General features: G+C 51.7%; 20 protein-coding genes. 16 read left to right on the top strand and 4 right to left on the bottom strand.

Annotation, left to right across the window (positions count from 1 at the left end; translation table 11 throughout):
• The first annotated feature begins 396 nt into the window (after nt 1–396).
• The 4 genes from ACG2E4_RS09710 (at nt 397) to ACG2E4_RS09725 (ending at nt 4311) form a co-directional block, all read left to right on the top strand.
• Nucleotides 397–1236, top strand: coding sequence for a ZIP family metal transporter (locus tag ACG2E4_RS09710; protein ID WP_395261261.1), 840 nt, complete (start codon nt 397–399; stop codon nt 1234–1236).
• Nucleotides 1237–1361: 125 nt separating this feature from the next.
• Complete coding sequence (locus ACG2E4_RS09715; RefSeq protein WP_395261262.1) at nt 1362–1742, top strand: response regulator; 381 nt, start codon at nt 1362–1364, stop codon at nt 1740–1742.
• 421 nt (nt 1743–2163) lie between these two features.
• A complete protein-coding gene (locus ACG2E4_RS09720) occupies nt 2164–3276 on the top strand; it encodes a fatty acid desaturase family protein (protein ID WP_395261263.1) in 1113 nt (370 codons plus the stop codon).
• A 564-nt stretch (nt 3277–3840) separates the two neighbouring features.
• Entirely contained in the window at nt 3841–4311 is a 471-nt protein-coding gene (locus ACG2E4_RS09725; RefSeq protein WP_395261264.1) for a hypothetical protein, read from the top strand.
• Nucleotides 4312–4324: 13 nt separating this feature from the next.
• Here the strand turns inward: ACG2E4_RS09725 and ACG2E4_RS09730 are convergent, their stop codons facing one another.
• The 4 genes from ACG2E4_RS09730 to ACG2E4_RS09745 all read right to left on the bottom strand — a co-directional run bounded on the left by ACG2E4_RS09730 (nt 4325) and on the right by ACG2E4_RS09745 (nt 8179).
• On the bottom strand, nt 4325–5800 hold the full coding sequence (locus ACG2E4_RS09730) for a PH domain-containing protein (RefSeq protein ID WP_395261265.1): 1476 nt from the start codon (nt 5798–5800) through the stop codon (nt 4325–4327).
• On the bottom strand, nt 5793–6275 hold the full coding sequence (locus tag ACG2E4_RS09735; RefSeq protein WP_395261266.1) for a PH domain-containing protein: 483 nt from the start codon (nt 6273–6275) through the stop codon (nt 5793–5795). The genes ACG2E4_RS09730 and ACG2E4_RS09735 overlap by 8 nt, the downstream gene beginning before the upstream one ends.
• Before the next feature lie 307 nt (nt 6276–6582).
• Nucleotides 6583–6759, bottom strand: coding sequence for a histone H1 (locus tag ACG2E4_RS09740; RefSeq protein WP_395261267.1), 177 nt, complete (start codon nt 6757–6759; stop codon nt 6583–6585).
• 118 nt (nt 6760–6877) lie between these two features.
• Complete coding sequence (locus ACG2E4_RS09745) at nt 6878–8179, bottom strand: MFS transporter (RefSeq protein WP_395261268.1); 1302 nt, start codon at nt 8177–8179, stop codon at nt 6878–6880.
• Nucleotides 8180–8674: 495 nt separating this feature from the next.
• On the opposite strand from ACG2E4_RS09745, the gene ACG2E4_RS09750 reads away from it, so the two are divergent.
• From ACG2E4_RS09750 to ACG2E4_RS09805, 12 genes are all read left to right on the top strand, one after another.
• Nucleotides 8675–9259: a hypothetical protein gene (locus tag ACG2E4_RS09750; RefSeq protein ID WP_395276415.1), complete on the top strand. Its 585-nt coding sequence runs from the start codon at nt 8675–8677 to the stop codon at nt 9257–9259.
• Between the two features lie 967 nt (nt 9260–10226).
• Nucleotides 10227–11993 carry a metallophosphoesterase gene (locus ACG2E4_RS09755; protein WP_395276416.1) on the top strand — a complete coding sequence of 589 codons (1767 nt, stop codon included), beginning with the start codon at nt 10227–10229 and terminating at the stop codon, nt 11991–11993.
• Nucleotide 11994: 1 nt separating this feature from the next.
• Entirely contained in the window at nt 11995–14343 is a 2349-nt protein-coding gene (locus ACG2E4_RS09760; protein WP_395276417.1) for a GMC family oxidoreductase N-terminal domain-containing protein, read from the top strand.
• A 19-nt stretch (nt 14344–14362) separates the two neighbouring features.
• The gene (locus ACG2E4_RS09765) at nt 14363–15391 is read left to right on the top strand and encodes an alpha/beta fold hydrolase (RefSeq protein ID WP_395276418.1); all 1029 of its coding nucleotides are present in this window, start codon (nt 14363–14365) and stop codon (nt 15389–15391) included.
• A 24-nt stretch (nt 15392–15415) separates the two neighbouring features.
• Nucleotides 15416–16303, top strand: coding sequence for an acetoacetate decarboxylase family protein (locus ACG2E4_RS09770; RefSeq protein ID WP_395276419.1), 888 nt, complete (start codon nt 15416–15418; stop codon nt 16301–16303).
• Nucleotides 16304–16439: 136 nt separating this feature from the next.
• Nucleotides 16440–16913 (top strand): anthrone oxygenase family protein, encoded by a 474-nt coding sequence (locus ACG2E4_RS09775; RefSeq protein WP_395276420.1) that lies wholly within the window; start codon nt 16440–16442, stop codon nt 16911–16913.
• Nucleotides 16914–16978: 65 nt separating this feature from the next.
• Nucleotides 16979–17422, top strand: a complete 444-nt coding sequence (locus ACG2E4_RS09780) for a DUF4345 domain-containing protein (RefSeq protein WP_395276421.1) — start codon at nt 16979–16981, stop codon at nt 17420–17422.
• Between the two features lie 15 nt (nt 17423–17437).
• Entirely contained in the window at nt 17438–17821 is a 384-nt protein-coding gene (locus ACG2E4_RS09785; protein ID WP_395261276.1) for a patatin, read from the top strand.
• A gap of 19 nt (nt 17822–17840) precedes the next feature.
• Nucleotides 17841–19508, top strand: coding sequence for a patatin-like phospholipase family protein (locus ACG2E4_RS09790; protein WP_395276422.1), 1668 nt, complete (start codon nt 17841–17843; stop codon nt 19506–19508).
• A 185-nt stretch (nt 19509–19693) separates the two neighbouring features.
• Nucleotides 19694–20677 carry an N-acetylmuramoyl-L-alanine amidase gene (locus ACG2E4_RS09795; RefSeq protein ID WP_395261278.1) on the top strand — a complete coding sequence of 328 codons (984 nt, stop codon included), beginning with the start codon at nt 19694–19696 and terminating at the stop codon, nt 20675–20677.
• Nucleotides 20670–21419: a hypothetical protein gene (locus ACG2E4_RS09800; protein WP_395261279.1), complete on the top strand. Its 750-nt coding sequence runs from the start codon at nt 20670–20672 to the stop codon at nt 21417–21419. Before ACG2E4_RS09795 ends, ACG2E4_RS09800 begins: the two co-directional genes overlap by 8 nt.
• A gap of 265 nt (nt 21420–21684) precedes the next feature.
• On the top strand, nt 21685–22920 hold the full coding sequence (locus ACG2E4_RS09805; RefSeq protein WP_395276423.1) for a Gfo/Idh/MocA family protein: 1236 nt from the start codon (nt 21685–21687) through the stop codon (nt 22918–22920).
• Nucleotides 22921–23053: the final 133 nt, after the last annotated feature.

Consider the following 23053-nt stretch of genomic DNA (forward strand, 5'->3'; position numbering starts at 1 on the left):
CTGCAGCGGGTGCCCCATTCACCGCCTTGATCTTTTGGTTCCTTTTGTATCAAGACAAAAGGGACACCTCGGTTGGGGAAAATAGTCTCCTGTTTCATATTAAGGCTTCGTTATCCTCCTTCCCTGTTCACTTTTTGAAAGATCAAGAACGAACAAAGTACATGCAAACGTAAATATCTTGGGTTTTCCTGAAGTGTTTCCAGTTCGTTGTCGACTCACCAATAAATGAAAATCCCTCATCCCGAGATAATTAAGTCGCTGCGGCACCCGGAAATATCAATTTCCTGTCCGGAGACATCCTAAAAAAATCATTTTAGCCTTGGCTAATTTATTTTTTGTTTTAATCAACTTTTCTTATTCTTTGCTTTAATCATTTTGAAATACAGGTATTTTCATATGGCGGATTTTATTGAACTTAAGGAATGGTTTCTTTCGCTCGGGGCTATCAACCAGAGCTTACTAAGCGGAATTTTTACGTGGACCCTGACAGCACTGGGAGCAGCTCTTGTGTTTTTCTTCCGAACAATCAATCAAAAAGTGCTGGATGCCATGCTGGGTTTTGCCGCGGGGGTGATGATAGCAGCCAGTTTTTGGTCACTGCTCGCCCCGGGTATAGAGATGGCGGCAGCGCAGGGAATACCCGGATGGCTGCCGGCGGTTATCGGCTTTTTAGTCGGTGGCGTATTCCTGCGTGTTTGCGATGCCTACATGCCCCACCTCCACCTTGGATTTCCGATGGAGGAGGCCGAGGGACCGGAAACCTCCTGGCGCCGGGCCACGCTGCTGGTGCTGGCCATCACTATTCACAATATTCCCGAGGGTCTGGCTATCGGCGTGCTGTTTGGAGCGGCCGCCTCCGGTATTGAAGCGGCGGGCGGAGCCACCGTGGGAGGCGCCATCGCCCTGGCTCTGGGCATCGGCATCCAGAATTTTCCCGAAGGTACCGCCGTCTCCGTCCCCCTTCGGCGCGAGGGCGTATCGGTTGGAAAAAGTTTTTGGTACGGTCAGCTTTCGGGAATCGTGGAGCCGATCTCCTGCGTAATCGGGGCGGCGGCGGTGCTGCTTGTTCAGCCGATCCTGCCGTATGCCCTGGCGTTTGCCGCGGGTGCCATGATCTACGTAGTCGTGGAGGAACTTATCCCGGAGTCCCAGCTCTCTGGCAACACCGATATAGCGACCATGGGAACCATGATCGGGTTCAGCATCATGATGCTTTTGGACGTCGCTCTGGGTTAAAAAGATCTTATCTGGGTTAGAATTTCCAAATACTATAGCCCGGGAACCTCTGAATTTATTATGTTTGCCCTCCATTGAAACAAAGCATAACAAGGGCGTTGCAAAGCCCATTAAATTCAGTTGCCGTGAGTGCCACCGCTGCAAAAAAAATCCTGATTGTTGAAGACGACATGATCATCTCCATGGTGCTGGAACGGATGATCGAAAAACTAAATCACCAAATTGTGGACACCATTACGACCGGTAAGGGTGCCATTAAAGCAGCACTGACTACAAGTCCTGATCTCATCTTGATGGATATCCAGCTTAAGGATGATACGGATGGGATAGATGCAATGCGGGAGATCAAAAAAGACAGGGATATTCCGGTAATCTATATTACGGGCAATTCGGATCTTTACAATCAGAAAAGGGCTAAACAGCTGGGATACCTGAAATATATGATCAAACCGGTCCGTATGGATGACCTGAAAGAAGCGATATCCAACTATTTTACCGGCAACTAGGATGATGTCAAATCCTGGATTTCGGCCGTTACTTCCAGAACGCGGATAAACACCGATCATCCTGATCTATACAGATCGTTCATACAAAATTCTGTCAAAACTACTATTCCGTGGTGATCTGCAGCATCAATGTTAGCTGCGTCCCAGCAAACCTGAATATTCCTATTTTTACATGACCCAGTGCCATAATCCATAAACATTTAACCCAGTAATCGCCTCTATCAAGAATCTTTCCGCATTCATTACAACTCCCTGCCCTCCACTTCAAGGGGAGATAACAGGGAGTGCCATTCTCCAAATGAAAAGGCGGAAATAAGTTTACTTTTCTACCAGTCATTTCACCGGCCCACGCTATTTTGTTTTGGGCAGATAAAACCGTAACTAACCTGCTTAATAGTAATGTGGGTTAAATACTTATCTAATGGGTGTAACACGAGTTTCCTTTGAACGAGGCAAGGGCAAAGGCTTTGCCAGAGATCTAAAGCAGCGGGTCAATGCATATTTTGAAGAAAACGGGCTCTCAAAACATGCAAATGCGGAAATGGTCGTCAAGACCGTCGTTTTGCTTTCGCTCTATTTTGGGGCCTATACACTCATCCTTACCGGCTGGTTTTCTCCGCTTCAGATGCTCTTTTTCTGTTTTGTGATGGGGATCGGCATGGCCGGAATCGGGTTTTCGATCTCGCATGACGCCCTGCACGGGGCCTATTCATCCAACAAGAAGGTCAATAATATTCTTGGACTCAGCTTTGATCTGATGGGAGCCAACGGGTATATCTGGAAGATTACCCATAATGTGATACACCACACCTATACGAATATTTACGAACACGATGAAGATCTTGAAGTTGCGGAATTCATCCGGCTCTCCCCCAATGCAGAACACAAACCGATCCACCGCGCACAGCACATCCTGGCGTTTTTTGCCTACAGTTTTGCCACCCTGTTCTGGGTATTTGTCAAGGACTACTGGTATTTCCTGAAACCCAACCTGGGTCCCTACGAAAATAAAACCCACCCGTTTTCCGAGTGGGTCACGCTGATCGTGACAAAGCTGCTCTACTACAGTTATATGCTGGTTATCCCCTACCTGCTGCTTCCCATCGCCTGGTGGCAGCTGCTGATCGGGTTTTTAGTGGTACACCTGACCGCCGGCCTCATCCTCGGTATCATCTTCCAGCTGGCCCACGTGGTTGAAGGGACTGAACATCCTGAACAAAATGAGGAGGGCAATATCGAAAATGCATGGATGATTCACCAGATGGAAACCACCGCCAACTTCGCCCACGACAACAAGCTGCTTTCCTGGTATATCGGGGGACTCAATTACCAGATCGAGCATCACCTGTTTCCCAAAATTTGCAGTGTTCACTATCCGGCGATCAGCCGAATTGTCAGGGAAGTCGCCGACGAGTATGACGTCCCCTACAACTACAATGAATCGTTTTACAAGGCGATCCGCTCTCACTACCGCACGCTCAAAATTTTCGGGCAGTACAAGCAGGTCCCTGCTGAACATCTGCCATCATATTAATGTTTTAGCTATCTTGTTTATACGGTTTCAATAATTAATGCCGGTCATAATTTCGTCCGAATAGGGGAAAACAGGCCTGCAGCTGGAATTTGAATCCAGCAGGATTACCTGTTATGAGTAGCAAACGTAAAATATTTTCATAAGGACAGCTGGAATCCCTTATTTCGGAAAAGTAAGCGACTACATCGTTGAAACGTGCAGTTGCGAGGTCAACCTCATTGGACCGAACATTTATTGTCAGGAACCTTTGCGGAACCTGTTATTTTGCTGGAAGGTGGTTGTACTACTGACCTTATTGACCTTTTGACGGGAGTACAACTCCCTCAGAACGAGGCATTGCGGGTTGCGCAAAGTTCTCTGTCAAACCATATTGTGTATTGAAAGACCAAAGGGATATCACGTTTGATAAAATAGTGCCATTTTTCTGCGAGGCTTCCTCCTGAAGTACCACATCGACCGACGAGGCAGCTATGTCGGCTATCGGAAGCCTGATCCGTAACGAGTTTCTGAAAAGAGAGCGGTTAAAACCAGAACAACCAAATACAATGTTGGGAGGAAACGATTATGGGTGTCAACTTATTTCTTGCTGGTGTGGCCGGTATCGTCGGAGCGGCGGTTATGGCATTGTTTATCTATCTGTTTAAAGCGGTGGGATATAACCTTGATATTCCGTGGCTGCTGGGTACCCGTTTTGTTCCGATTGAAGATCGCAGCAGGGCGTATACCGTGGGCATGACGCTTCACCTGCTGCTGGGAGCATTTTGGGGAATATTCTACGTTTTTACTCTTTCCGCCATGGCCGTTACGCCCAACTGGCCGGCGGGAATCATGTATGGAGTATCCCATAGCATTTTTATCGGGGCCATGATCGGTATTCTCTCCTCCGAGCATCCCCATATTGGTGAGGGGAAGGCGATGAGTGATCCCGGCATGTTCGGCCACCAGTGGGGAATCGGGGTGACGGTGGAGCTGTTTGTGATTCACATTATCTACGGGGTTTCGACCCTGGGGATCTACTACAACCTGTTCCTGTAGAACCCCTGGCTAACTAAAATCCCGGCAGCTTCAATTTCAACTGTTCGGCAGCCAACTCGCGTTGCTCGGCATGGACCGAAGGCCATTCCCAAAAACCGAGGGCTGTCTCCACATCCAGGTCGCGCACCGTAAACCGGTGACCCTCACTGCCGGAAGCAACCGTAACGGTAAAATGAGCCAGACCCTGCCTTTCCTGGAACGGGTTGGCGTTGACCTGTACGGTTTGCAGCCTATAGCGCTTGAGAATCACCGTATTCCTGCTCAACAACCGGTAGCGCAGGATCATCGTGTCGTTATTGATGCCGATAGCTGCATCCTTGTGCTGTTGATATCCCAGGAACAGGGCCGGAAGCAGCAAAAGCAGGGAATAGTAGCTAAGTGGAAGCAGCAGCCAAAGCGGAATGACAATCGCCAGTGCCGTCAGCACGCTTCGTACGATGTAGCGGCGCACCGATCGGCGGGGAGGTCGAACGGCGGGCGTCTGCTCGGCATATTCCGGCAATACCTGTTCCACAAAGGCCGCTACCTTTGCTTTCGGGATGAGGGGAAAAAGCATCACCGATTTGCCTCCCTGGTCGCCGTAGCCAGCGCTGTCCAGCTTCAGCGTCGCATAGCCAAACGGCTGCCGCAGCAGCTCTTCTTTAACCTGGACTGCCTGTATCCTGTTGTATGGTATCGTGAGCTGCTTCTGTTCAAAAATCCCATGGGATATAACCAGCTCATCCTCCTTAAGCTGAACCGAAAAATTTCCGTAGGTAATGACCGTTCCGAGAAATGAGAGTATCCACGAGACCACCAGGATAAAAATGACCGAACTGACAATCAGTGACGTGCTCGCCGTGGTCGGGACCATCGATTCCAGGTAGCGAACCATCTGCTCATCGGAAACCAGCTGGTCCAGCTGCGAAAATACCGTACCCACGATCGAAAGGGCCACCCCCAGCCTCCCGGAGGTCGAGGCGGCAACAACCAGATCTTTTGCACCCAGGCGGTATATTTTCCGGGGCGTTTCCACCGCTGTCTCCTCATCATCGGCCTCCTCCGCATCCGTCCGTTCTTTCCGCAGCTTTTCCCGGAGTTCGCGGGCAACCTCTTTGGAGACAGCACTTATCTTCGCCTCTTTTGAGCTGCTTCCCGCCGTCTTGACCTGTACTTCCACCAACCCAAACATGCGCTGCAGGATCCCGGAAGTTATATCGATCACCTGCACACGATCTTTGGAGATATACAGCTTCTGCCGCATCAGCACGCCCGACTCAATGACGAGCTGGTCCTCTTCAATCCGGTAGGAAAAACGGAGCCACGACAAAATGCCCCAGACCAGCAGCACGACGATGGTGCCCAGTATCCACGTCAGGTTCAGCAGGGTCTCCTCATCCCCGCTTCCCCCGACAAACAGGATCACCAGAATCGTAATAAAGTTGCCCCGAACAATTTCGAGCACTTTGGTAATGGCCGCTACGGGATGTTGTCGGCGGGATTCAAACATCTTCTTCGGCTAGCCGGGCAAAATTAGAAATTTGGTTGCGAACTTCATCCGCAGTTTCATCGTCGAGGGCCGGGATCTCATGGGTCGTCGCTGCCGTAGTTATCGCCACACTTGAGAGTCCATACTTCCGTAAAATCGGTCCCTGCCGGGTATCTACATGCTGAACGCGTTTTACGGGAATCAGGGTTCGCTTGATCACGAAAATACCGCGCCGCAGGTCGACCTCGTGCCTGTCGATCTGGTAGCGCCACCGCTTCCAGCGCAGGCTCGGCAAAACAGTAGCTGCCGCAATAGTGACAACAAGCGCACATATTCCCACCAGTATATTGAACCACCAGGGCGGTCCCTCCCCCTGAAGAGTCAAAAAAACCAGGAAAAGAGTAATCAGGCAGAGAATGAACGCCCAGATCATTCCACTGATACGCCAGGCTTTGATCGCTGTTTTCGGTAATCGGTGCTGTGGTTGAGATCTCACTATACTGCTGTTAGCGGTGCGTGTTACTTGTCAATTCAATACATCTTCTTATCCGCACGGGATCAGAACATGAAATTTATTGCGTACTTTACCAAAGCCTCATATAATAGAGGTGTTTGCAAAGCCCTCGTATAGTAAGCATTCAAATACTAATGACACAAACCCAATTGTGGCCGTACTTTCTTTAACGGATGTTCCGGAAAGTCCTCCATAAAATTACACCATCTCTGCAAGCCAGCCCGGATATAAAAAAAGCCACAGTGAGCCGTGGCTTTTTATCTTATATCCTGTATCCTGAACTTAAAAATCAGGACCGGTTTTTAACATCCTGAATTTCCAGGCGAACATCCTGGGCCAGCTTTTTTAGTTCCTGAAGGCCCTTCCTGGCACGCGTACCAGCGGCTTTATTTCCTTTTTTATAAAATTTATCCATATCGCCTTCAAGGCTGCTGATCAATGTTTTGATTTCATCAAATCGACTCATTTAGTTTTCCTTATTGGATTATTGTTAATTGACGCGGTTATCACTGCGCCCCGATTAGTTATCAGCTAATGCTGAAATTTATACAGCAGCTAATGTATCACTTTACCGGATAAATCGATCACCTGTTTTCATTTTCTAATGTTTTCGGGGAGGTGACAGCTGGAACACCGAACATGAGAGCCATACCGATCATAAAAAACAATACGATAACGCTCATACCGATTCGCTGACTCCCGGCCAGGTAGGAGAGCCAACCGACCAGGATCGGTCCCACAAATGCCGTCACTTTTCCGGAGAGAGCGAACAGGCCAAACATCTGGTTGCGGAGCTGTTCCGGTGCAATACGTCCCATATAGGTACGGCTGGCAGCCTGTACCGGGCCGACAAAGACACCCAGCAGCAGTCCAAATACCCAGAACCACAGCTCAGCCGTTACCAACAGTACCGTGGTTGTTGTCACAATCAGTCCCGCAAGCGAAAGGAGGATCGTTTTCTTGCTGCCCACCCAGTCATCGATCCAGGCAAAGAGCGCTGCTCCCACCCCGGCCGTCAAATTAAGTCCAATGCCGAAGATCATCACATCCTGCTCGTTCATGTCAAACGTTCCCGCCGCGTAGATTCCCCCAAAGGCAAAGACTGTGGCGAGCGCATCAATAAAGATCATGCGTGCAATCAAAAAGCGCACAATCGGCTTATATTTTTGCACATTCCGAAGTGAGGTTTTGAGCTGTCTCCAGCCACTGCGCACGGCGTCCCCGATCCTGATCGTTTTTCGCTCCAGGTCCGGCGTAGACGTGAACAGGGGTATAGAGAATACGAGATACCACGCCGCCACCAGTAGAAATGTTGCCCGTACATGCTCGGCCCCGGCCGTCTCAAGGCCAAACGGGGGTACCTCCACCTGTATAAAAACAACAAGGGCCACGACCAGGCACGCGAGTCCCCCGGCATACCCCAATCCCCAGGCCCAGCCCGACCAGCGACCCATCCGCCTGTCTTCAACGAGCGTGGGCAACATGGCGTTATAAAAGATGATTGCAGCTTCGGAGCCGACCGTACCGAGAAAGATAAGCGCCAGTGCCAGGACCAGGTAATCGTTGCCGGGTTCCACAAACCAAAGCAGGGCGGTGGCCCCGATGCACAGCAGGCTGAAGCCCAGGATCCACGGTTTGCGACGGCCCGTCTGGTCGGCAATCGATCCCAGTACCGGTCCCAAAACGGCGATCACAAGTCCGGCGGCTCCGATGGTATTTCCCCACCAGGCGCTGCCGGAAGCATCGCTTTCAGCCACCGAAGAAACAAAATAGGTAGCAAATACAAACGTCTGAATAACGGCAAAAAAAGCGCTATTTGCCCAGTCGTAAAGAGCCCATGAGAAAAGTGCCCATCGTGAAACCTTCCCATCCCGAATATCTTTCATAGAATACCTGTTTGGTTAAAACGCCGGATGAAGTTGTTGAAAATAATCGGTAGCGGACTGTGCAATCCACTGTATACCCGGAAAATCAGTATCGAATATAGGAGATTCTGTGACAAGCTCAGAATAGGTGTCTTTACTGTCAGTGAATGTAGCCGAAGAACTGCTTTGAACCGAGCTCTCTTTTTTGCTCTTTCGAGCAGGTGTTGGTCCTCTTGATCAAACCCTGGTTTTTTCCATGAACCGGTGCTGGTAATATTCAGCTGCAAATTCTCCTAATTTTTTGGGGACCGAAGAACTGAAAGAGAGGCTTTTCTGTTTACAGTTGAACGATGCTTTTTTAAGTTTGTTCAACATTTTAGCAGGGTGACAACAGACCTTGCAAAATCAGAACACGAAACAATATTTACTGCGAGTCGGCAGTTGAAGGACAATACCTGTTGGTATCATTCGACTGTTGTGAACCATCCACACAAACTTCAAAACACCTGAACCTTTATGACCTCCAACACCCGAGACTATATCTACATTTATGACGAGGAGAGTCATAAAATTATCGTAATTGACGGGGAAACCGGCGAAGAGATCGACCAGAAAGAGGATCGCGTCACCTCCCTGCTCCGGTATTTCAGTGAGGAGGGAGAAACTGCCAAACTGCGCAAGTTTGCCATATGGTGTGCCCACCAAACCAACAGGGAGCTAAAACCGATCCAGGCGAAAATGCTTGACCTTGCAGAAAAGGCGGTCTACGGCAAGGCTGACACCCCGCAACTCGAAACCCTTTACCAAAAGACCGAGGGCACGGCTGTTGCCACCAACACGGTAGGGCTGCAGCACGGGTCTACGAACGCCCCGGCATTTCTGGCCACCCGTGAGTGTGTCAATCCGGATCCCTATCAGGGGGCGCTGCAGGCAGCGCGCTTTCACCGTCTCTGGGCCGACCTCGTTGCCCGGGAGACCTCAGATGAGGAGAGTGCCCAAAAGAGCTATCTCAGAGAGATGGAGGTAAGCGCCGCGGAACAAACCATCCAAAACACCGAGCAGAAACAGATTGACCGGCTGCTGGACCTGATGAATGAGTGAACCCTCGATCCTCCTTCTCGCAGTTGAACAGCAGAAAATGTAACGTTGGCCCGAGTCAAATACTTTTGAAGGCAGAATCCTGCATCCGAGAAAATTATTTTATTTTTTAATAAGGTCTGGTATACACTGAAAATGGAATTCCGCCTGAAAAAAAGCTGAGAATTTGACAACTTTTTGCTGCACAGATGACCGTATCCTCTTCTAAAACAAAATAAAACAACATCTTACGCAAAAATTAATAGCTTTTTAAAAAGCAATTATTAAATTGTAACAACTTCAACCCCGATAAGCTCTTGAACTGTGGTAAATTGCAGAGATAATGTGATACGGGAACGGTTGAGAGACATGTTGAGATATTCGCTGTATTTGAGGAACCTTTGCAGAACCTGCTATTTTGTTGGGAGGTAGTTGTACTACCGCGACCTTATTGATCTTTTAACGGGAGTACAATCCCTCAGACCAGGGAATTGAGGGTTTTGCAAAGCCCTCTTTAAAATTTTCATCTTGATACATTATCGACAGAGGTGACGGGCCCATATTAATATGGGTGGGTATCGAGGGACAAAAATTATACGAGTCTCCGCGAGTAAACAGCACTGCCCTTCGTGAATATTCGGGTGGATTTGTCTCATTCGCGTTTGGAAACACTCAACTTTTGGGATATGCAATATAGTTAACAGGAGAGCTTTGCAGGCATCAAGCATCATTCAATGAAGGGATCGACAGGGATGAAATACAACATACCAGGATTAACATTGATGCCCCGCATTTCAGCGGATTCACATGAGTGGAGTGCGAGGTGTCTGCACATGCCTGTTTCCGGTGCCAGGGATCAAGATCAAAGCCGAATCGAACTCCCCGTTGGAACGCGTCCCATTTTTGATCGCCCTGATCCCCTCCCTGCATGCTTCAAACCATTTCTTTTACCTGTTACCAGCTAACAAAAATCGAAATTTGCGAGAATTTTATGGACAACAAAAATACAGAATCCGGGTCCCCAAACAGCTTGGATTCCTTTGAACGGATGGACATGGTCGACTGGTACAGCCCCGCCCAGCTTGCCTCAACGGGAATGAGGGCGGTTGTATCCGCCGTATTTGGAGACTATGCCGACAAACGGGAAATCCAGGCCGCCCTGGAACGGAACCAAAAGGCGATGAAACCGTTTGATTTCTCCGAACGAAGCGAGCTTTGGATGGACTACGTTTCTGATCTGGGGTCGGGCTGGGATTCAACCTACAGTGTGGCTTACCTGCTGGGGCGCGAGTCGCTGTCAGCGGCAGACCGGCAAGGAAACAAGCATCATCTCAAACGAGGAAATATACTGGTAATGGGGGGCGACGAAGTGTATCCCACGGCCACTCCCCTGGAATATAAAAACCGGCTGGTGGGGCCCTACACCTCGTCCCTGTCTTATGTCGATAAAACCGATGACCCTCCCACCCTTTTTGCAATCCCGGGCAATCACGACTGGTACGACGGGCTTTCCAGCTTTCTTAAACTGTTTTGCCAGCAGCGCTGGATCGGCGGCTGGCAGACGCGACAGACACGGAGCTATTTCGCAGCAAAGCTCCCTCACAACTGGTGGCTTTGGGGCATCGACATCCAGCTTAGCGCCGATATTGACAAACCCCAGATCGACTATTTTGACGAGATGCACAAGCAGGCTTCCACAGGCGACCGAATTATTTTATGTACCTCAGAGCCGGTCTGGGTATACCAGGAATACCAGCCGGATGACAAACCGTACCGCAACCTCCGTTTTTTTACCAGCCGCTACACTAAAAAGAAAGAGAAAAAGCTGAATTTTCGGCTGATGCTCACCGGCGACATGCATCACTACACCAGTTTTAAAAATACTGAAAAGGATCCGCCAGACTGGAAAATAACGGCCGGCGGAGGAGGGGCGTTTGCCCATCCCACCCACCAGGTGCCCGACCAGCTAAACCTGGAGGAAGGAACATATGAAAAGAGTGCAGCCTTCCCGGATGAAAGTGAATCGCGGCGAATGGCGCTGAATAATCTCAAATTTCCCTTTATAAACCTGAGGTTCGGAGCGCTGTTTGGATTTGTTTATATGCTCTTCGGTTGGATTATCGGGACCTCCGGCACCGGATCGGCCTCTGTTATGCATACGTGGGCCGCAACAGGACTGGCTGAATGGGCCCGGGTTTGCAGTTCAACAGCCACCCTCCTGGCGGGAAGCCCCGGTCTGTCCCTGCTGTTATTGCTGCTTTTTTCCGGAATCCTTGCTTTCGCAGATACCAAACGCAAAAAGCCGGCTGCCTCCTGGATTGCGGGCCTCATGCACGGGGCACTGCAGGTTGTGCTGCTTATTTCAGCAGTATGGCTCACTTACTACCTTGTTTTTGGGGTGGGCGGGTTTTTACCCGATACCGTTTCTGGCATTGGATTAAGCGCCCTGGCGCTCCTGGTTTTCGGATGGCTTTTCAGCGGATTTGCGATGGGATTCTACCTTATGAGCACCACCCTGCTGCTGAAGACCCACGAAACGGAGGCTTTTTCCTCATTCCGGGGAGAAAATCACAAGAATTTTGTACGTCTCCATCTGAGTGACGAGGGCCTTACCCTCTACCCAATAAAAATTCCCCGGGCATACAAACACTGGGTAAAAGCAGAGGGAGACCTCAGAAAAGGCGCCCCGCGGTATGTGCCCAGGGCTGGAGACCATTTGGAATACGGGCTTATTGAAGATCCGATTGTCATCAAATAACATGAATACGGAGGTTGCCATGCAGCGTTTGTCCTTACCCATCGAAAATATAAAAGAACATTACGAAGTCGTTGTAATTGGTTCGGGCTATGGCGGCAGCATCAGCGCCTCACGGGTAGCACGGGCGGGGCGTTCGGTGTGCCTGCTGGAGAAAGGGCGTGAAATCCATCCCGGCGACTATCCCGACCATGAAACCGAGGCTCACAAGGAGATGCAGATGGATATCGAAGGTGATCATATCGGAGCGGAGACGGGATTGTACGACTTTCGTTTTAACGAGGATATCAACGTATTCCAGGGATGTGGCCTCGGGGGCACCTCCCTGGTAAACGCAAATGTTTCCCTCCCTCCCGAAGATTGGGTGTTGGACCGCGAGGAGTGGCCGGAAGCGCTTCGAAATGACCGCCAGACCCTTGTGGAGTGCCAGGAGCTGGCCCGCCAGATGCTGCAGCCCGTGCCCTACCCTGACGATTGGCCTACGCCCGCCAAGCTCAAGGCGATGGAGATCTCTTCGACAGAGTGGGAGGGCGACCCATTTTACCGCCCCCCCATTAACGTCAGGTTCGAGGATGGAAAGAACGCCGCGGGTGTCCACCAAAACGCCTGCACCGGGTGCGGCGACTGCGTTACGGGTTGTAATTACTCCGCCAAAAACACCACACTGATGAACTACCTGCCCGACGCCAGGCGGCACGGGGCGGAAATTTTCACCCAGACCGCCGTCGATCGGCTGGAGCGCAGCGAAGAAAACTGGATTGTGCGGTACCGGTCCATGGATACGGGGCAGGAAAAGTTCGGTGGCCCCACCAGCTTTGTGACGGCAGATATCGTTATTTTGGCGGCCGGAACACTGGGGACGACCGAGATCCTGCTGCGCTCAAAAGAGGAGGGACTCCCCCTCTCCGACCTGCTGGGCAGGCGGTTTACCGGCAACGGGGATTTCCTGGGATTCGGGTATAACAATGACGTCCGGGCCAACGCCATCGGGATGGGGCACAAAGAGCCCGATCCCCAAGATCCGGTCGGTCCCTGCATTACCGGTATTATCGACCTGCGGGATGAACAGTACACCAACGGCAAACCGACCGACGGAATGGTCATTGAGGAAGGCGTCATACCGGGGGCACTGTCTGCCTTTGTGCCGTGGCTGCTCTCATTTGCATCAAAATTTACCGGGGACGACACCGACAGCGGATTTCGCGATTTCCTGAGGGAACTGTGGCGCCGGCTGGGCTCACTTCTCGGGGGCGCCTATCGCGGGGCCGCCGAGCACACCATGACCTATCTCGTAATGACGCATGACGACGGGCAGGGGAAGCTCTTCATGAAAGATGGGCGCATTCGGATTGACTGGGACGAAGTAGGCCATCAAAGTATCTTCCAAAAAGTCAGTGATAACCTGCGCAAGGTCACCGATCTGCTGGGAGGGACCTATATCAAGAATCCAACCTGGAATAAGCTCTTCAGGCACCGGCTGACCACCGTCCACCCGTTGGGGGGCTGCATCATGGGTGAAGATGCCGGCAGCGGGGTCGTCAATCACAAGGGACAGCTGTTCAGGGGAGCTGACGGCACCGAGGTCTATGAAAACCTGTATGTCAGTGACGGCTCCATCATCCCGCGCACCCTGGGAGTCAACCCCCTGCTGACCATCTCGGCGCTGGCTGAACGAAACTGCGTATACATGGCCCGCGATCGCGGCTGGGAGATCGACTACCACCTGGATGGCGCCTACCAGCAGCAACAGGAACACCAGGAGGCCGGTATCCAGTTTACGGAGCGGATGAGCGGTTACATAGCAAAAGGGGCGGAAAGCTACGAGGCGGGTTATGAAAAGGGTAAAGCCGGTCAATCTCCCTTCGCCTTTATACTGACCATCCGTTCAAACGACATTGAACAGATGTTGGAGAACCCCGATCACCCGGCCAATATGTTCGGATCGGTACAGGCCCCCGCACTTTCCGAGGATGATCTCTCGGTTTCGGAGGGAACCTTCAACCTGTTTGTAGAAGATCCGGAAGATGAAGACACCCGGTATATGCGGTACCGGATGAAGCTTCGGTCGGAGGAGGGCGAAACCTACTATTTTGAGGGCCATAAAACGATTCACGACGATCCGGGATTCGATATCTGGAAAGATACCACTACCCTTTTTATCACCGTGTATGACGGCCCTGATGCCGAGGCGCCGGTCTGGGGCAAAGGCATGCTCAGGATCAAGCCCGACGACTTTCGCAAACAGATCGGAACAGTCCAGGTCACCGGAGTATCACGCAACATCGAAAAACTGAAGTACCAGGGTAAATTCCTGAAATTTTTCTCTGAACATATTGTCGACGTATATCTCTGACCAACAGCGAGGGTTTGCTATGGAATCGAAATACATGGAACGTACGATCCCTTTCCGGGCCGGCGACGGTTTGCAATGTAATCTGGTGAATGTAAAAGGGGAAGAACGTCCTCCTAGGGGGCCGGTCTTGGTGGTTCATGGGGCCGGCGTTCGGGCCAATATCTTCAGGGCGCCGGTAAAAACCAACTTTGTGGACTACCTGGTTCAACAGGGATATGACGTGTGGCTGGAAAACTGGCGGGCCAGTATCGATATCGGTCCGAACGAGTGGGATCTGGACCAGGCGGCTCAGCATGACCACCCCGAAGCGGTAAAAAAAGTGGTGGAAGAGACCGGGTACGACGAGATCAAGGCGGTAATACACTGCCAGGGCTCCACCAGCTTTATGATGTCGGCCGTGGCGGGTCTGGTGCCACAGGTCAGCACCGTTGTCAGCAATGCGGTTTCTCTTCACCCGGTGGTTCCCGACTTTTCCAGGTTCAAGCTCAGCGTGGCGCTCCCCCTGGTGGCGCTGGGTACCAAATATCTGAATCCCCAGTGGGGCAACAGGGCCAGCGGGGTCTTTCCCAAGATCATTCGCACTCTTGTGGAAGCCACGCACCACGAATGTGACAACGGGGTGTGCAAGCAGGTCAGTTTTACCTACGGCAGCGGCTTTCCCGCACTGTGGAAGCATGAAAACCTGAATGACGCCACCCATGAGTGGCTCAAACAGGAGTTTGCCGAAGTACCGATCCGTTTTTTTAACCATATCAAAAAGTGTATCAGGCAGGGACACCTGGTGGCCTTCCAGGACGATGGGGAGCTGCCGGACGACTACACCGCCCGACCGCCCGACACCGGAGCTCGCTTCGCCTTTTTTGCAGGCGAAGAAAACCTCTGCTTTTTACCCGAAAGCCAGGTCCGCACCCACAAGTACTTTGAACAACGGGAGCCCGGGCGCCATGCCCTGCACGTACTGCCGAAATACAGCCACCTTGATGTTTTTATGGGGCAAAATGCAGCTGAGGATGTTTTCCCGCTGATTGTGGAAGAGCTTGAAAAATAACCTGAAAAAAAGAGGACTTATTAAATGGGAGTACCCAAAAGGATAAAACGATATGAAGGCCAGCACGCCCTTGTCGACGGCATCCCTTATGTAATGCCGATCAATTGCGTGGATTCACCGGCCCTGTTCGCCGGGTTTCAAATTAATGCCGACAAGGCCCGGGCTTTTCTGCCCGGTAATGAACTTCATCCCTTTCGGTTGTGGAATGGGAAAGGGCTCCTGCTGATTACCGTCATAAACTACCTGGAAACCAGCATCGGCAAATATATCGAATTCAGCGTTGCGATCGCCTGCACTCACGGCCGCAAGCCCGCCCCCCGTCTGCTGCCCGGACTGATGATGGGTTTTTACGGGACCGGTCAGTATGTCGTCGACCTGCCGGTCAGTTCCGAGATTTCGGTCAAGGGAGGAAAAGGGATCTGGGGCATGCCCAAACACCAGGCCAACCTGGATTACGAGATAACCGATGATACCGTAAGCAGCCAGTACGAGAAAGACGGGCAGTTTGCAATGCGGATCGAAATCGACCGGCCTTCCCGTGCATGGATCCCGTTCAATATCGGGGCCACCAACTATTGCCAGTTCCGAAACATGCTGTTCGCCTCCTACATCTACTTCAAGGGGAAAGCGGGATTTCACCTGTTCAACAGTGCGAACGCGCGCCTTTACATCGGTGACCATCCCCGGACAGCCCCCCTCCGGGAGCTCGAAATCGACGGGGATGCGATTTTAACCGCGTTTATCCCGGAAGCCAACGGCATCCTGGACGATCATTTTGACACCTGGTTTTTAACGTATGATGAGGCCCCGGAAACCATGCCGGAAGGAATGGAGAGCGTAGTCGACCTGGGATTGAGCGAAGAGTGGCTGGCGCCTCCCTCAATCACTGACTACCAACAGTTCAAAATCTGATATGTCATTCATGTTAGCGAATCTTCCAGGTTCACGCCTGTGAATAAAAATATCGGATTTCTAACCCGGCAACGGCAAGCCCACAGGATTTTACCGTCTTCTAACTCTTTCGTTAATCACGCAAACAGGAGCAGCCATGAAAAAATTATTACTCAAAATTAACAAGGGCATTTTATTTGCCTGTGTATCCATGTATTTCGGAACGGGATGGTCGCTCGTCTTTTTCCAGTTTCCCTCTGCAGAAGGACTTACGCCCGACACCTACTACGAACAGTTTGTCCCGCAAGTCACGCGAGCCACTGATTTTTTTACCATTATGACGATGGTGATGATGGTTTCGGCCGTCATCATGATTATTGAGCACTGGAAATCGGTAAAAAAATGGTTTCCAATTGGCGTTTTGGTCGGCGTTGTTGTCGCCACGCTGCTAACCATGCTCTACATCTTCCCCTATAACGAACGCATGGCGGAGGGCATTACCCAGATGGCCGAACTGCAGGAGGTGCTTGGAAAGTGGATGCGCCTGAATGTGGTCAGAGTCTCCATATGGACCGTGGAATGGTTGTGCATGCTGCTTTATTTCCTGATCGACTTCAACGAAGATCGTTAGCCCGAATTGCTTATCGCCAACACTGATATTCCAGGGTGTGATAATGCGGAAAGCCAGATGATATCATGAAATTTGCCGCCTTTTTTTTCTTCTATTGCTATATCGGGCTGGTCCTGGCTGCCGGTTTTTGGGGAGCGTTCCTGGGAGCCGACTTTGATCACCAGATGCTGTTCAAGCTGGATACCGGTACTCTTTCGGAATACTCGCGAACCAACATGCTCAGCCAGTACCGTTTTTTAAGGGCAATGGAGTTTGGATACGGCCTGTTCGCCATCACGTTCAGGAAGGAGATCTTTTCCGTGAATAAATTTAACCGGCTGTATCTTGTCATCATGCTGGCGGGCGTACTGGCCCGCCTCGTTTCACTGGTGGATGAAGGCTCTCCCTCGACCCTGTTCTGGTTCTTCCTGGTCTTCGAATTTCTCGGCGTGGTGATTATCTATATTTATTTCAACCAGAAAAAGAAACCTGAAACAGCAGAGCACACGCACAGAAAAATCAATAGATAACAAATCTTCAAACCCATGGCCTATCGCAATTACCTGAAACTAATTCTCAAAATTATCGCCCTGGTTACTGTTGCCAGCGGGCTCGTACAGATGTTTATTCCCGATTTTGTACTGGGGATTATCGGCGGTGAAATAACCGCTTCCACCCTCCACTTCTTTGGAATCGTCGGCATGTTTATGGTCTTTTTCGGCGGACTCCTGTTTCACGCACTCAGCGTAAACAGGCCCCTCCCCGTGGCGATTCTCTGGTGCGGATTCCAAAAGTTTGGGGCGGCGGTGGCCGTGGGCCTGGGGGTCGGGCGTGGACTTTTTTCATGGTTGGCCCTGGGCGTGGCGGGTTTCGACCTGCTCTCGGGCGTGCTGATCATGATTCACTGGTATTCGATCAAGAACCGTTAACCTGAATGCAAAGGCCGATATGATGAATCAAGATCAACATATAGTTTCCGGGAGTCCTCCTGAAGGATATGAAGGTCCCAAACGCTCTCTTGTGCTGGCCGGCGGAGGGATGCGGGTCGCCTACCAGGCGGGGGTGATCCGGGCCTTGCTGGAAGAAGAGCTCTGTTTCCACCATGCGGACGGCACCTCCGGGGGGACCATGAATCTTGCGATGCTGTTCTCCGGTCTGTCACCGGAGGAGATGGAAGATCGCTGGCGGACGCTCGATGTCAAAAAGTTTGTCTCTATGCTGCCGTTTGATAAATACCTGCGCCTCCACAAGACGGAGGCGATGGGCGACGCGGATGGAATCAAAAACCATGTCTTTCCCCATCTCGGTATCGATCCGGAGCATATCCGCAAAGCGGGAGGAATGGAGGGAACGTTCAACGTGTGCAATTACACCCACAAGACCAACGAGGTGATTCCCCATACCCGGGTGGCCCAGGAGCTGCTGGTTGCCGGTATATCACTCCCGATCTTCATGCCGGCCGTGGAATACCGGGGAGAGGAATATATCGACTCGGTATGGATTAAGGATGCCAACCTGATGGAGGCGGTTAAACGGGGCACGGAGGAGATCTGGCTGGTCTGGTGCATCGGCAATCACGGCATCTACAGGGACGGCATGTTTGACCAGTACGTGCATATGATTGAGATGAGCGCAAACGGCGCGCTGTTTGAGGAGTTTGACCGTATTAAGGAGCTGAACGAGCGGATTAAAAACGGAGATTCTCCATACGGGCAGTCCCGGCCTGTAACACTGCATGTGATCAAGCCGGAGTACCCGCTGCCGCTGGATCCCGATTTTTTCTTTAACCGCATCGATGCCTCTACACTTGTTAGCATGGGCTATGCTGACGCCTCCCGCTATCTCTCAAATTATGACCCCGCGGGCGTCCCACTCTCTCCCAACGCAACCCGCATGAAAGATCCGGCGCCCGGTATCGCCTTCCGGGAGACCATGGAAGGTGGATTCAGTCTCCATACCGGAGATCCTGAAGATGGTGCCCGGAAAGGAGCAGAACAGAACACCCGGTTGTCGCTGAGCGCCTCCATATATGTCCACGGCCTGCGTCATTTCATGGAGGAACCCAACCACAGCGCCACCATGGCCGGACATGTCAGTTTTGCCCCGTTCGACGATTACCTCCCGGCCAAAACAGGTGTGTTTAACCTGTTCGTGGAAAATGACGATACCGCTGAAAAGCCGAACACCAAATGGATGATTTATGAAATGGAGTTCGAATATGAAGGCACATCCTACTACCTGGCGGGAAAAAAAGAGGTGCGTGACGATCCCGGATTCGACCTGTGGACCGATACCACGACCCTGAACGTATACCTTCACGAAGGTACCGACAAAACCGGTCCCGTCGTCGGAGCCGGCGTGCTGAAACTCAGCAAGGGAGAACTGGTGAGCCTGCTTCGCTCAATGCATGCCATCGACGCCCGTGACACCGCCGAGCGGTTCAACCTGGTGGCAAATTTCGGGGCATTCTTTTTGGGGGAACTGTGGGATTCATACAAGAGCCTGGCCACCGGCAAAGATGACGCGAACACAGGTAGCCCCTATATCCGACCGATAATCATAATATCGGTACTGGCGATCATTATATTTTTGATTTACTACCTGTTTTTCAGATAACCCAAACCTGAGACCGTTGCCCGTATAATTATTGATTACCAGGACAGCAGTTATTCGCCCGAACCGCATGTTGGTTTTCAGTTTTGTGCCTGACATATTGATTGTTCTTTTATTATCGTCAACAGATTTTTCCAAACATAAACGAAGCCTGATTTCAGTAATTTTCACACAAACAGAAATAAACTATGGCGCTGCAGATTAAAAGAGACTGGCAAATGCCGGATGCGGAATATTTTAAAACGGTCAGTGAAAAAAGCGGGATTTGTGTCCACCACACGGTGGGCGGTACCGCCCGTTCTACCTTCAACTGGTGGAACCAGGATTCCCACATGGTGGGGACCGCCTTCATTATCGACCGGGATGGCGCGGTCTACAACGTGTTTGATCCCGAGTGCTGGGCGTGGCAGTTCGGCCTGCCGTGGGATTACGAAGAAAAGATCGCGTTTGAAAAACGGTTCATCGGTATTGAGCTCGCCAGCGAAGGCGGACTACTGGAGGAGGATGGAAAATTTTACTGTTTTGACCGCATCTCTCCCCGAACTGAAAAACCGGAAGATGAGGTCTTCGACGCGGGATCCGACTACCGCGGCTACCGCTATTTCGACCGTTACGAGCCCGAGCAAGTCGACTCACTCGTTGAGCTGATTAATCACCTGTGCGATGAATATGATATCCCGCGCCGGGTGCAGGCCGAACCCACCCGGTATTACGGGAAACAGCTGAAAAACTTTGAAGGAATCATCGGCCACACAATGGTGCGCAGGGATAAATCTGATCCCGCCCCGGATCCCGAGCTCTGGGAGCGGCTTATCGACGGTTGTAACCTGGAGGTGGTCGGTTCGGAATCGGAGCAGGATCCGGATGAACCCGATTCCGAACGCCCGGAAGAAGAGGCCCTGTCCAAACAGGAAATTGAAGACCTGTTCCAGCACAATATAAGGGCACTCAACGAAATGGACGTGTCGGCCGGCAGCATGGTAAAAGGACTGATCATGGAACTGGAGCGGGGAGAGCGCGATACCTACATAAAACTCCGGGATCCCGAACCGGGAGGCCACACCATTCACTACGATTTCCTGGAGGGAGACAACGACCTTGTTCATCGAATAGGCAAGGCTCTTGGATTCAAAAAAATCACAAACGACACGCTGGAGGTACGCCATGGATAGCTTAAAGACGGGACTCATCATTGTAAGTGTCATTGCCGGTCTGCTGGCGATCGGGATGTCCTACTTCCTCGGCAGGGAAATCAACCGGGAAGAGATTCAGCGCGCCCGGATGGAGATGCAGCAACTGCGGGCCTCACGCGACTCAATCCAGGCGATCGTGTCGCTCAAGGACTCCCTGCAGTCACTGCTGAGCAGCCAGGTCAGGCAGCTGCAGTCGGAGACCAACAGGCTGCGAAATGAAGTACAGGAGCTGGAGGAGCAGCGCAGGGAGGACCAGCTTACGGTGCGTTCAATCCGGAAAAAAGAGGACCTGCAGGATCGCCTTGAGAAAACGTTCCCGGAGATGGCCAACTCCGACTGGGGCGTTACGGAGGTCTATAACGAAGAGGCGGGCGTCGGCGTGGAGTACCTCCTGGTCCCACTCTGGTTTAGTGAGACGTTTATTATTGACCATCAAAATTCCGAATCCTACAAGCAACAGCGGGACAAGCTGTTTGCCGTGGACTCCCTCCACCAGCAGGTGAGTGTGCTCAAGGACAGCCTGTTCACCCTGGAACGCGAAAAAGCCCAGGCCTATGAGACGGGATACAACGATGCCTACGTCAAGTATGAGGACCTCAACGAAAAATATATTGACCTGCTTGAACGGCCCCCTTCGGTTGAACTGGGATTCCCCAAATGGGGTGTAATCGGCGCCAGTGTGGGGGCAGGTGTACTGATCGGAACCCAAATTAAAAAGTAATACACCGGCAACGAACGGTCTCTTTGCTTTCACTCACCGCGATCCCCTCGTGGAATCCATTCGGGATGAACTCGTCTGCCACTTGCCGCTTGTTGCTGAGTTTGTTACCATCGAAAGCAGATGATATGATGTTGCCATGCACTACAATATTAAGGAAAAGGGGCTTTGAAAAACCCGGAGTTTTGTTCACGACCAAAGCCTGAGCGGAATTGAGCAAAACTACGGTTTTGCAAAGCCTGTGAAAAGTAAAGTACAGGAGACTTACATGTTGAAGATCGGATTCGCGGGATCAGGATTTATTGCACATTTTTTAGCAGAATCGATGCGGTATGTTCGGGGTGTTGAACTTGCGGGTGTTCTCAACCGCAGCGGCGCCGGAGAACTGGCCTCGTTTGCCCGGGAACAGCAACTTGGGGCCTGCACAGTCTGCGATTCTGTCAAAGAACTCTGCAGGACCAGTGACGTCATCGCTATCTTTGCTCCCAACTTTGCACGGGTTGGCATCGTGGAGGAGATCGCCGATGCTGTCAAAAGCGGGATCGACCTGACGGGCGTGATCGCCGAAAAACCGCTGGGCCGCACGGTGGAGGAATCGCGCCGACAGGTTGAGCTGGCCGATGAGTGTAACCTGCTTACCGCTTATTTTGAAAACCAGGTCTTTATGCCCGCCATTACAAAAGCCATGGCCCAGCTCGAGCCTCAACAAAAGGCGATGGGTCCTCTCACCCTGGCCCGTGCCGGCGAAGAACACGCGGGACCGCACAGCAGCTGGTTCTGGGATCCCCGCAAGCAGGGAGGCGGCGTACTCTCAGACATGGGCTGCCACAGTATCGCCGTGGCCTGGTATGTGCTCACCCCGATCGGCAAGCCGCTGGATTTCCTGGAACCCGTAGCGGTATCGGCCGATACCTCGCTGCTGAAATGGGGGCAGCCCAAATATCGAACACAGCTCAGGGAGCGTTTTGGAGTGGACTACGAGGAGACCCCGGCCGAAGATTTTGCCACCGGCATCATCACGTTCCAAAACCCGGAGACCAAGCAGCGCGTCAAAGCCCAGTTTACGGTCTCCTGGATGTACGACAAACAGGGACTCCGCCTTAATTTGGATGCGCTCGGACCAGGTTATGCCCTGGAGATGAATTCGCTGGACTCCCCTTCCGAAATCTTCATCGGGGACGAGGCGGCGGATGCAATTGCGGATGCCGAGCTGGCCCTGGAAAAGTCGACCGCCTCCCGCGGACTGCTCACGGTACAGCCCAATGAAGCCGACCTGTATGGCTATGTGGATGAACTGATTGATATGAGGGATCGCTTCAACCAGGGACGCGATGCAACGCTGGACTGGCATTACGGGCTCGAGGTCACTCGCCTTGTCCAGGCGGCTTACCTGGCGGCCGAACGCGGCGAGACACTTGATTTGACGGATTCCAAAATACAGGAGGAGCTGGAGAGCTATCAATCGCTTATAGCACAGGGCAAGGGGGCGGAAATTTTGTATTAGCGGGCTTTGAAAAATCAGGGGTTTTGGTCAAGGTCAACGCTTGAGTGAATTTGAACCCGGAGCTTACAAGCTATAAGCGATGATTTCAAATTCGCGAAACTACCGAGATTAGCCAAAACAACGGTTTTGCAAA

This window comes from Halalkalibaculum sp. DA384 (genome assembly GCF_043951955.1).
In the GTDB taxonomy this organism is placed as follows: domain Bacteria; phylum Bacteroidota; class Rhodothermia; order Balneolales; family Balneolaceae; genus JAMQKA01.

Coding starts and splice junctions, on each gene's coding strand:
- ACG2E4_RS09745 (WP_395261268.1), bottom strand. CDS start 8,179: ATGAAAGATATTCGGGATGGGAAGGTTTCACGATGGGCACTTTTCTCA.
- ACG2E4_RS09760 (WP_395276417.1), top strand. CDS start 11,995: ATGAATACGGAGGTTGCCATGCAGCGTTTGTCCTTACCCATCGAAAAT.
- ACG2E4_RS09710 (WP_395261261.1), top strand. CDS start 397: ATGGCGGATTTTATTGAACTTAAGGAATGGTTTCTTTCGCTCGGGGCT.
- ACG2E4_RS09725 (WP_395261264.1), top strand. CDS start 3,841: ATGGGTGTCAACTTATTTCTTGCTGGTGTGGCCGGTATCGTCGGAGCG.
- ACG2E4_RS09785 (WP_395261276.1), top strand. CDS start 17,438: ATGGCCTATCGCAATTACCTGAAACTAATTCTCAAAATTATCGCCCTG.
- ACG2E4_RS09730 (WP_395261265.1), bottom strand. CDS start 5,800: ATGTTTGAATCCCGCCGACAACATCCCGTAGCGGCCATTACCAAAGTG.
- ACG2E4_RS09755 (WP_395276416.1), top strand. CDS start 10,227: ATGGACAACAAAAATACAGAATCCGGGTCCCCAAACAGCTTGGATTCC.
- ACG2E4_RS09780 (WP_395276421.1), top strand. CDS start 16,979: ATGAAATTTGCCGCCTTTTTTTTCTTCTATTGCTATATCGGGCTGGTC.
- ACG2E4_RS09770 (WP_395276419.1), top strand. CDS start 15,416: ATGGGAGTACCCAAAAGGATAAAACGATATGAAGGCCAGCACGCCCTT.
- ACG2E4_RS09805 (WP_395276423.1), top strand. CDS start 21,685: ATGTTGAAGATCGGATTCGCGGGATCAGGATTTATTGCACATTTTTTA.
- ACG2E4_RS09765 (WP_395276418.1), top strand. CDS start 14,363: ATGGAATCGAAATACATGGAACGTACGATCCCTTTCCGGGCCGGCGAC.
- ACG2E4_RS09775 (WP_395276420.1), top strand. CDS start 16,440: ATGAAAAAATTATTACTCAAAATTAACAAGGGCATTTTATTTGCCTGT.
- ACG2E4_RS09720 (WP_395261263.1), top strand. CDS start 2,164: ATGGGTGTAACACGAGTTTCCTTTGAACGAGGCAAGGGCAAAGGCTTT.
- ACG2E4_RS09795 (WP_395261278.1), top strand. CDS start 19,694: ATGGCGCTGCAGATTAAAAGAGACTGGCAAATGCCGGATGCGGAATAT.
- ACG2E4_RS09790 (WP_395276422.1), top strand. CDS start 17,841: ATGATGAATCAAGATCAACATATAGTTTCCGGGAGTCCTCCTGAAGGA.
- ACG2E4_RS09740 (WP_395261267.1), bottom strand. CDS start 6,759: ATGAGTCGATTTGATGAAATCAAAACATTGATCAGCAGCCTTGAAGGC.
- ACG2E4_RS09750 (WP_395276415.1), top strand. CDS start 8,675: ATGACCTCCAACACCCGAGACTATATCTACATTTATGACGAGGAGAGT.
- ACG2E4_RS09800 (WP_395261279.1), top strand. CDS start 20,670: ATGGATAGCTTAAAGACGGGACTCATCATTGTAAGTGTCATTGCCGGT.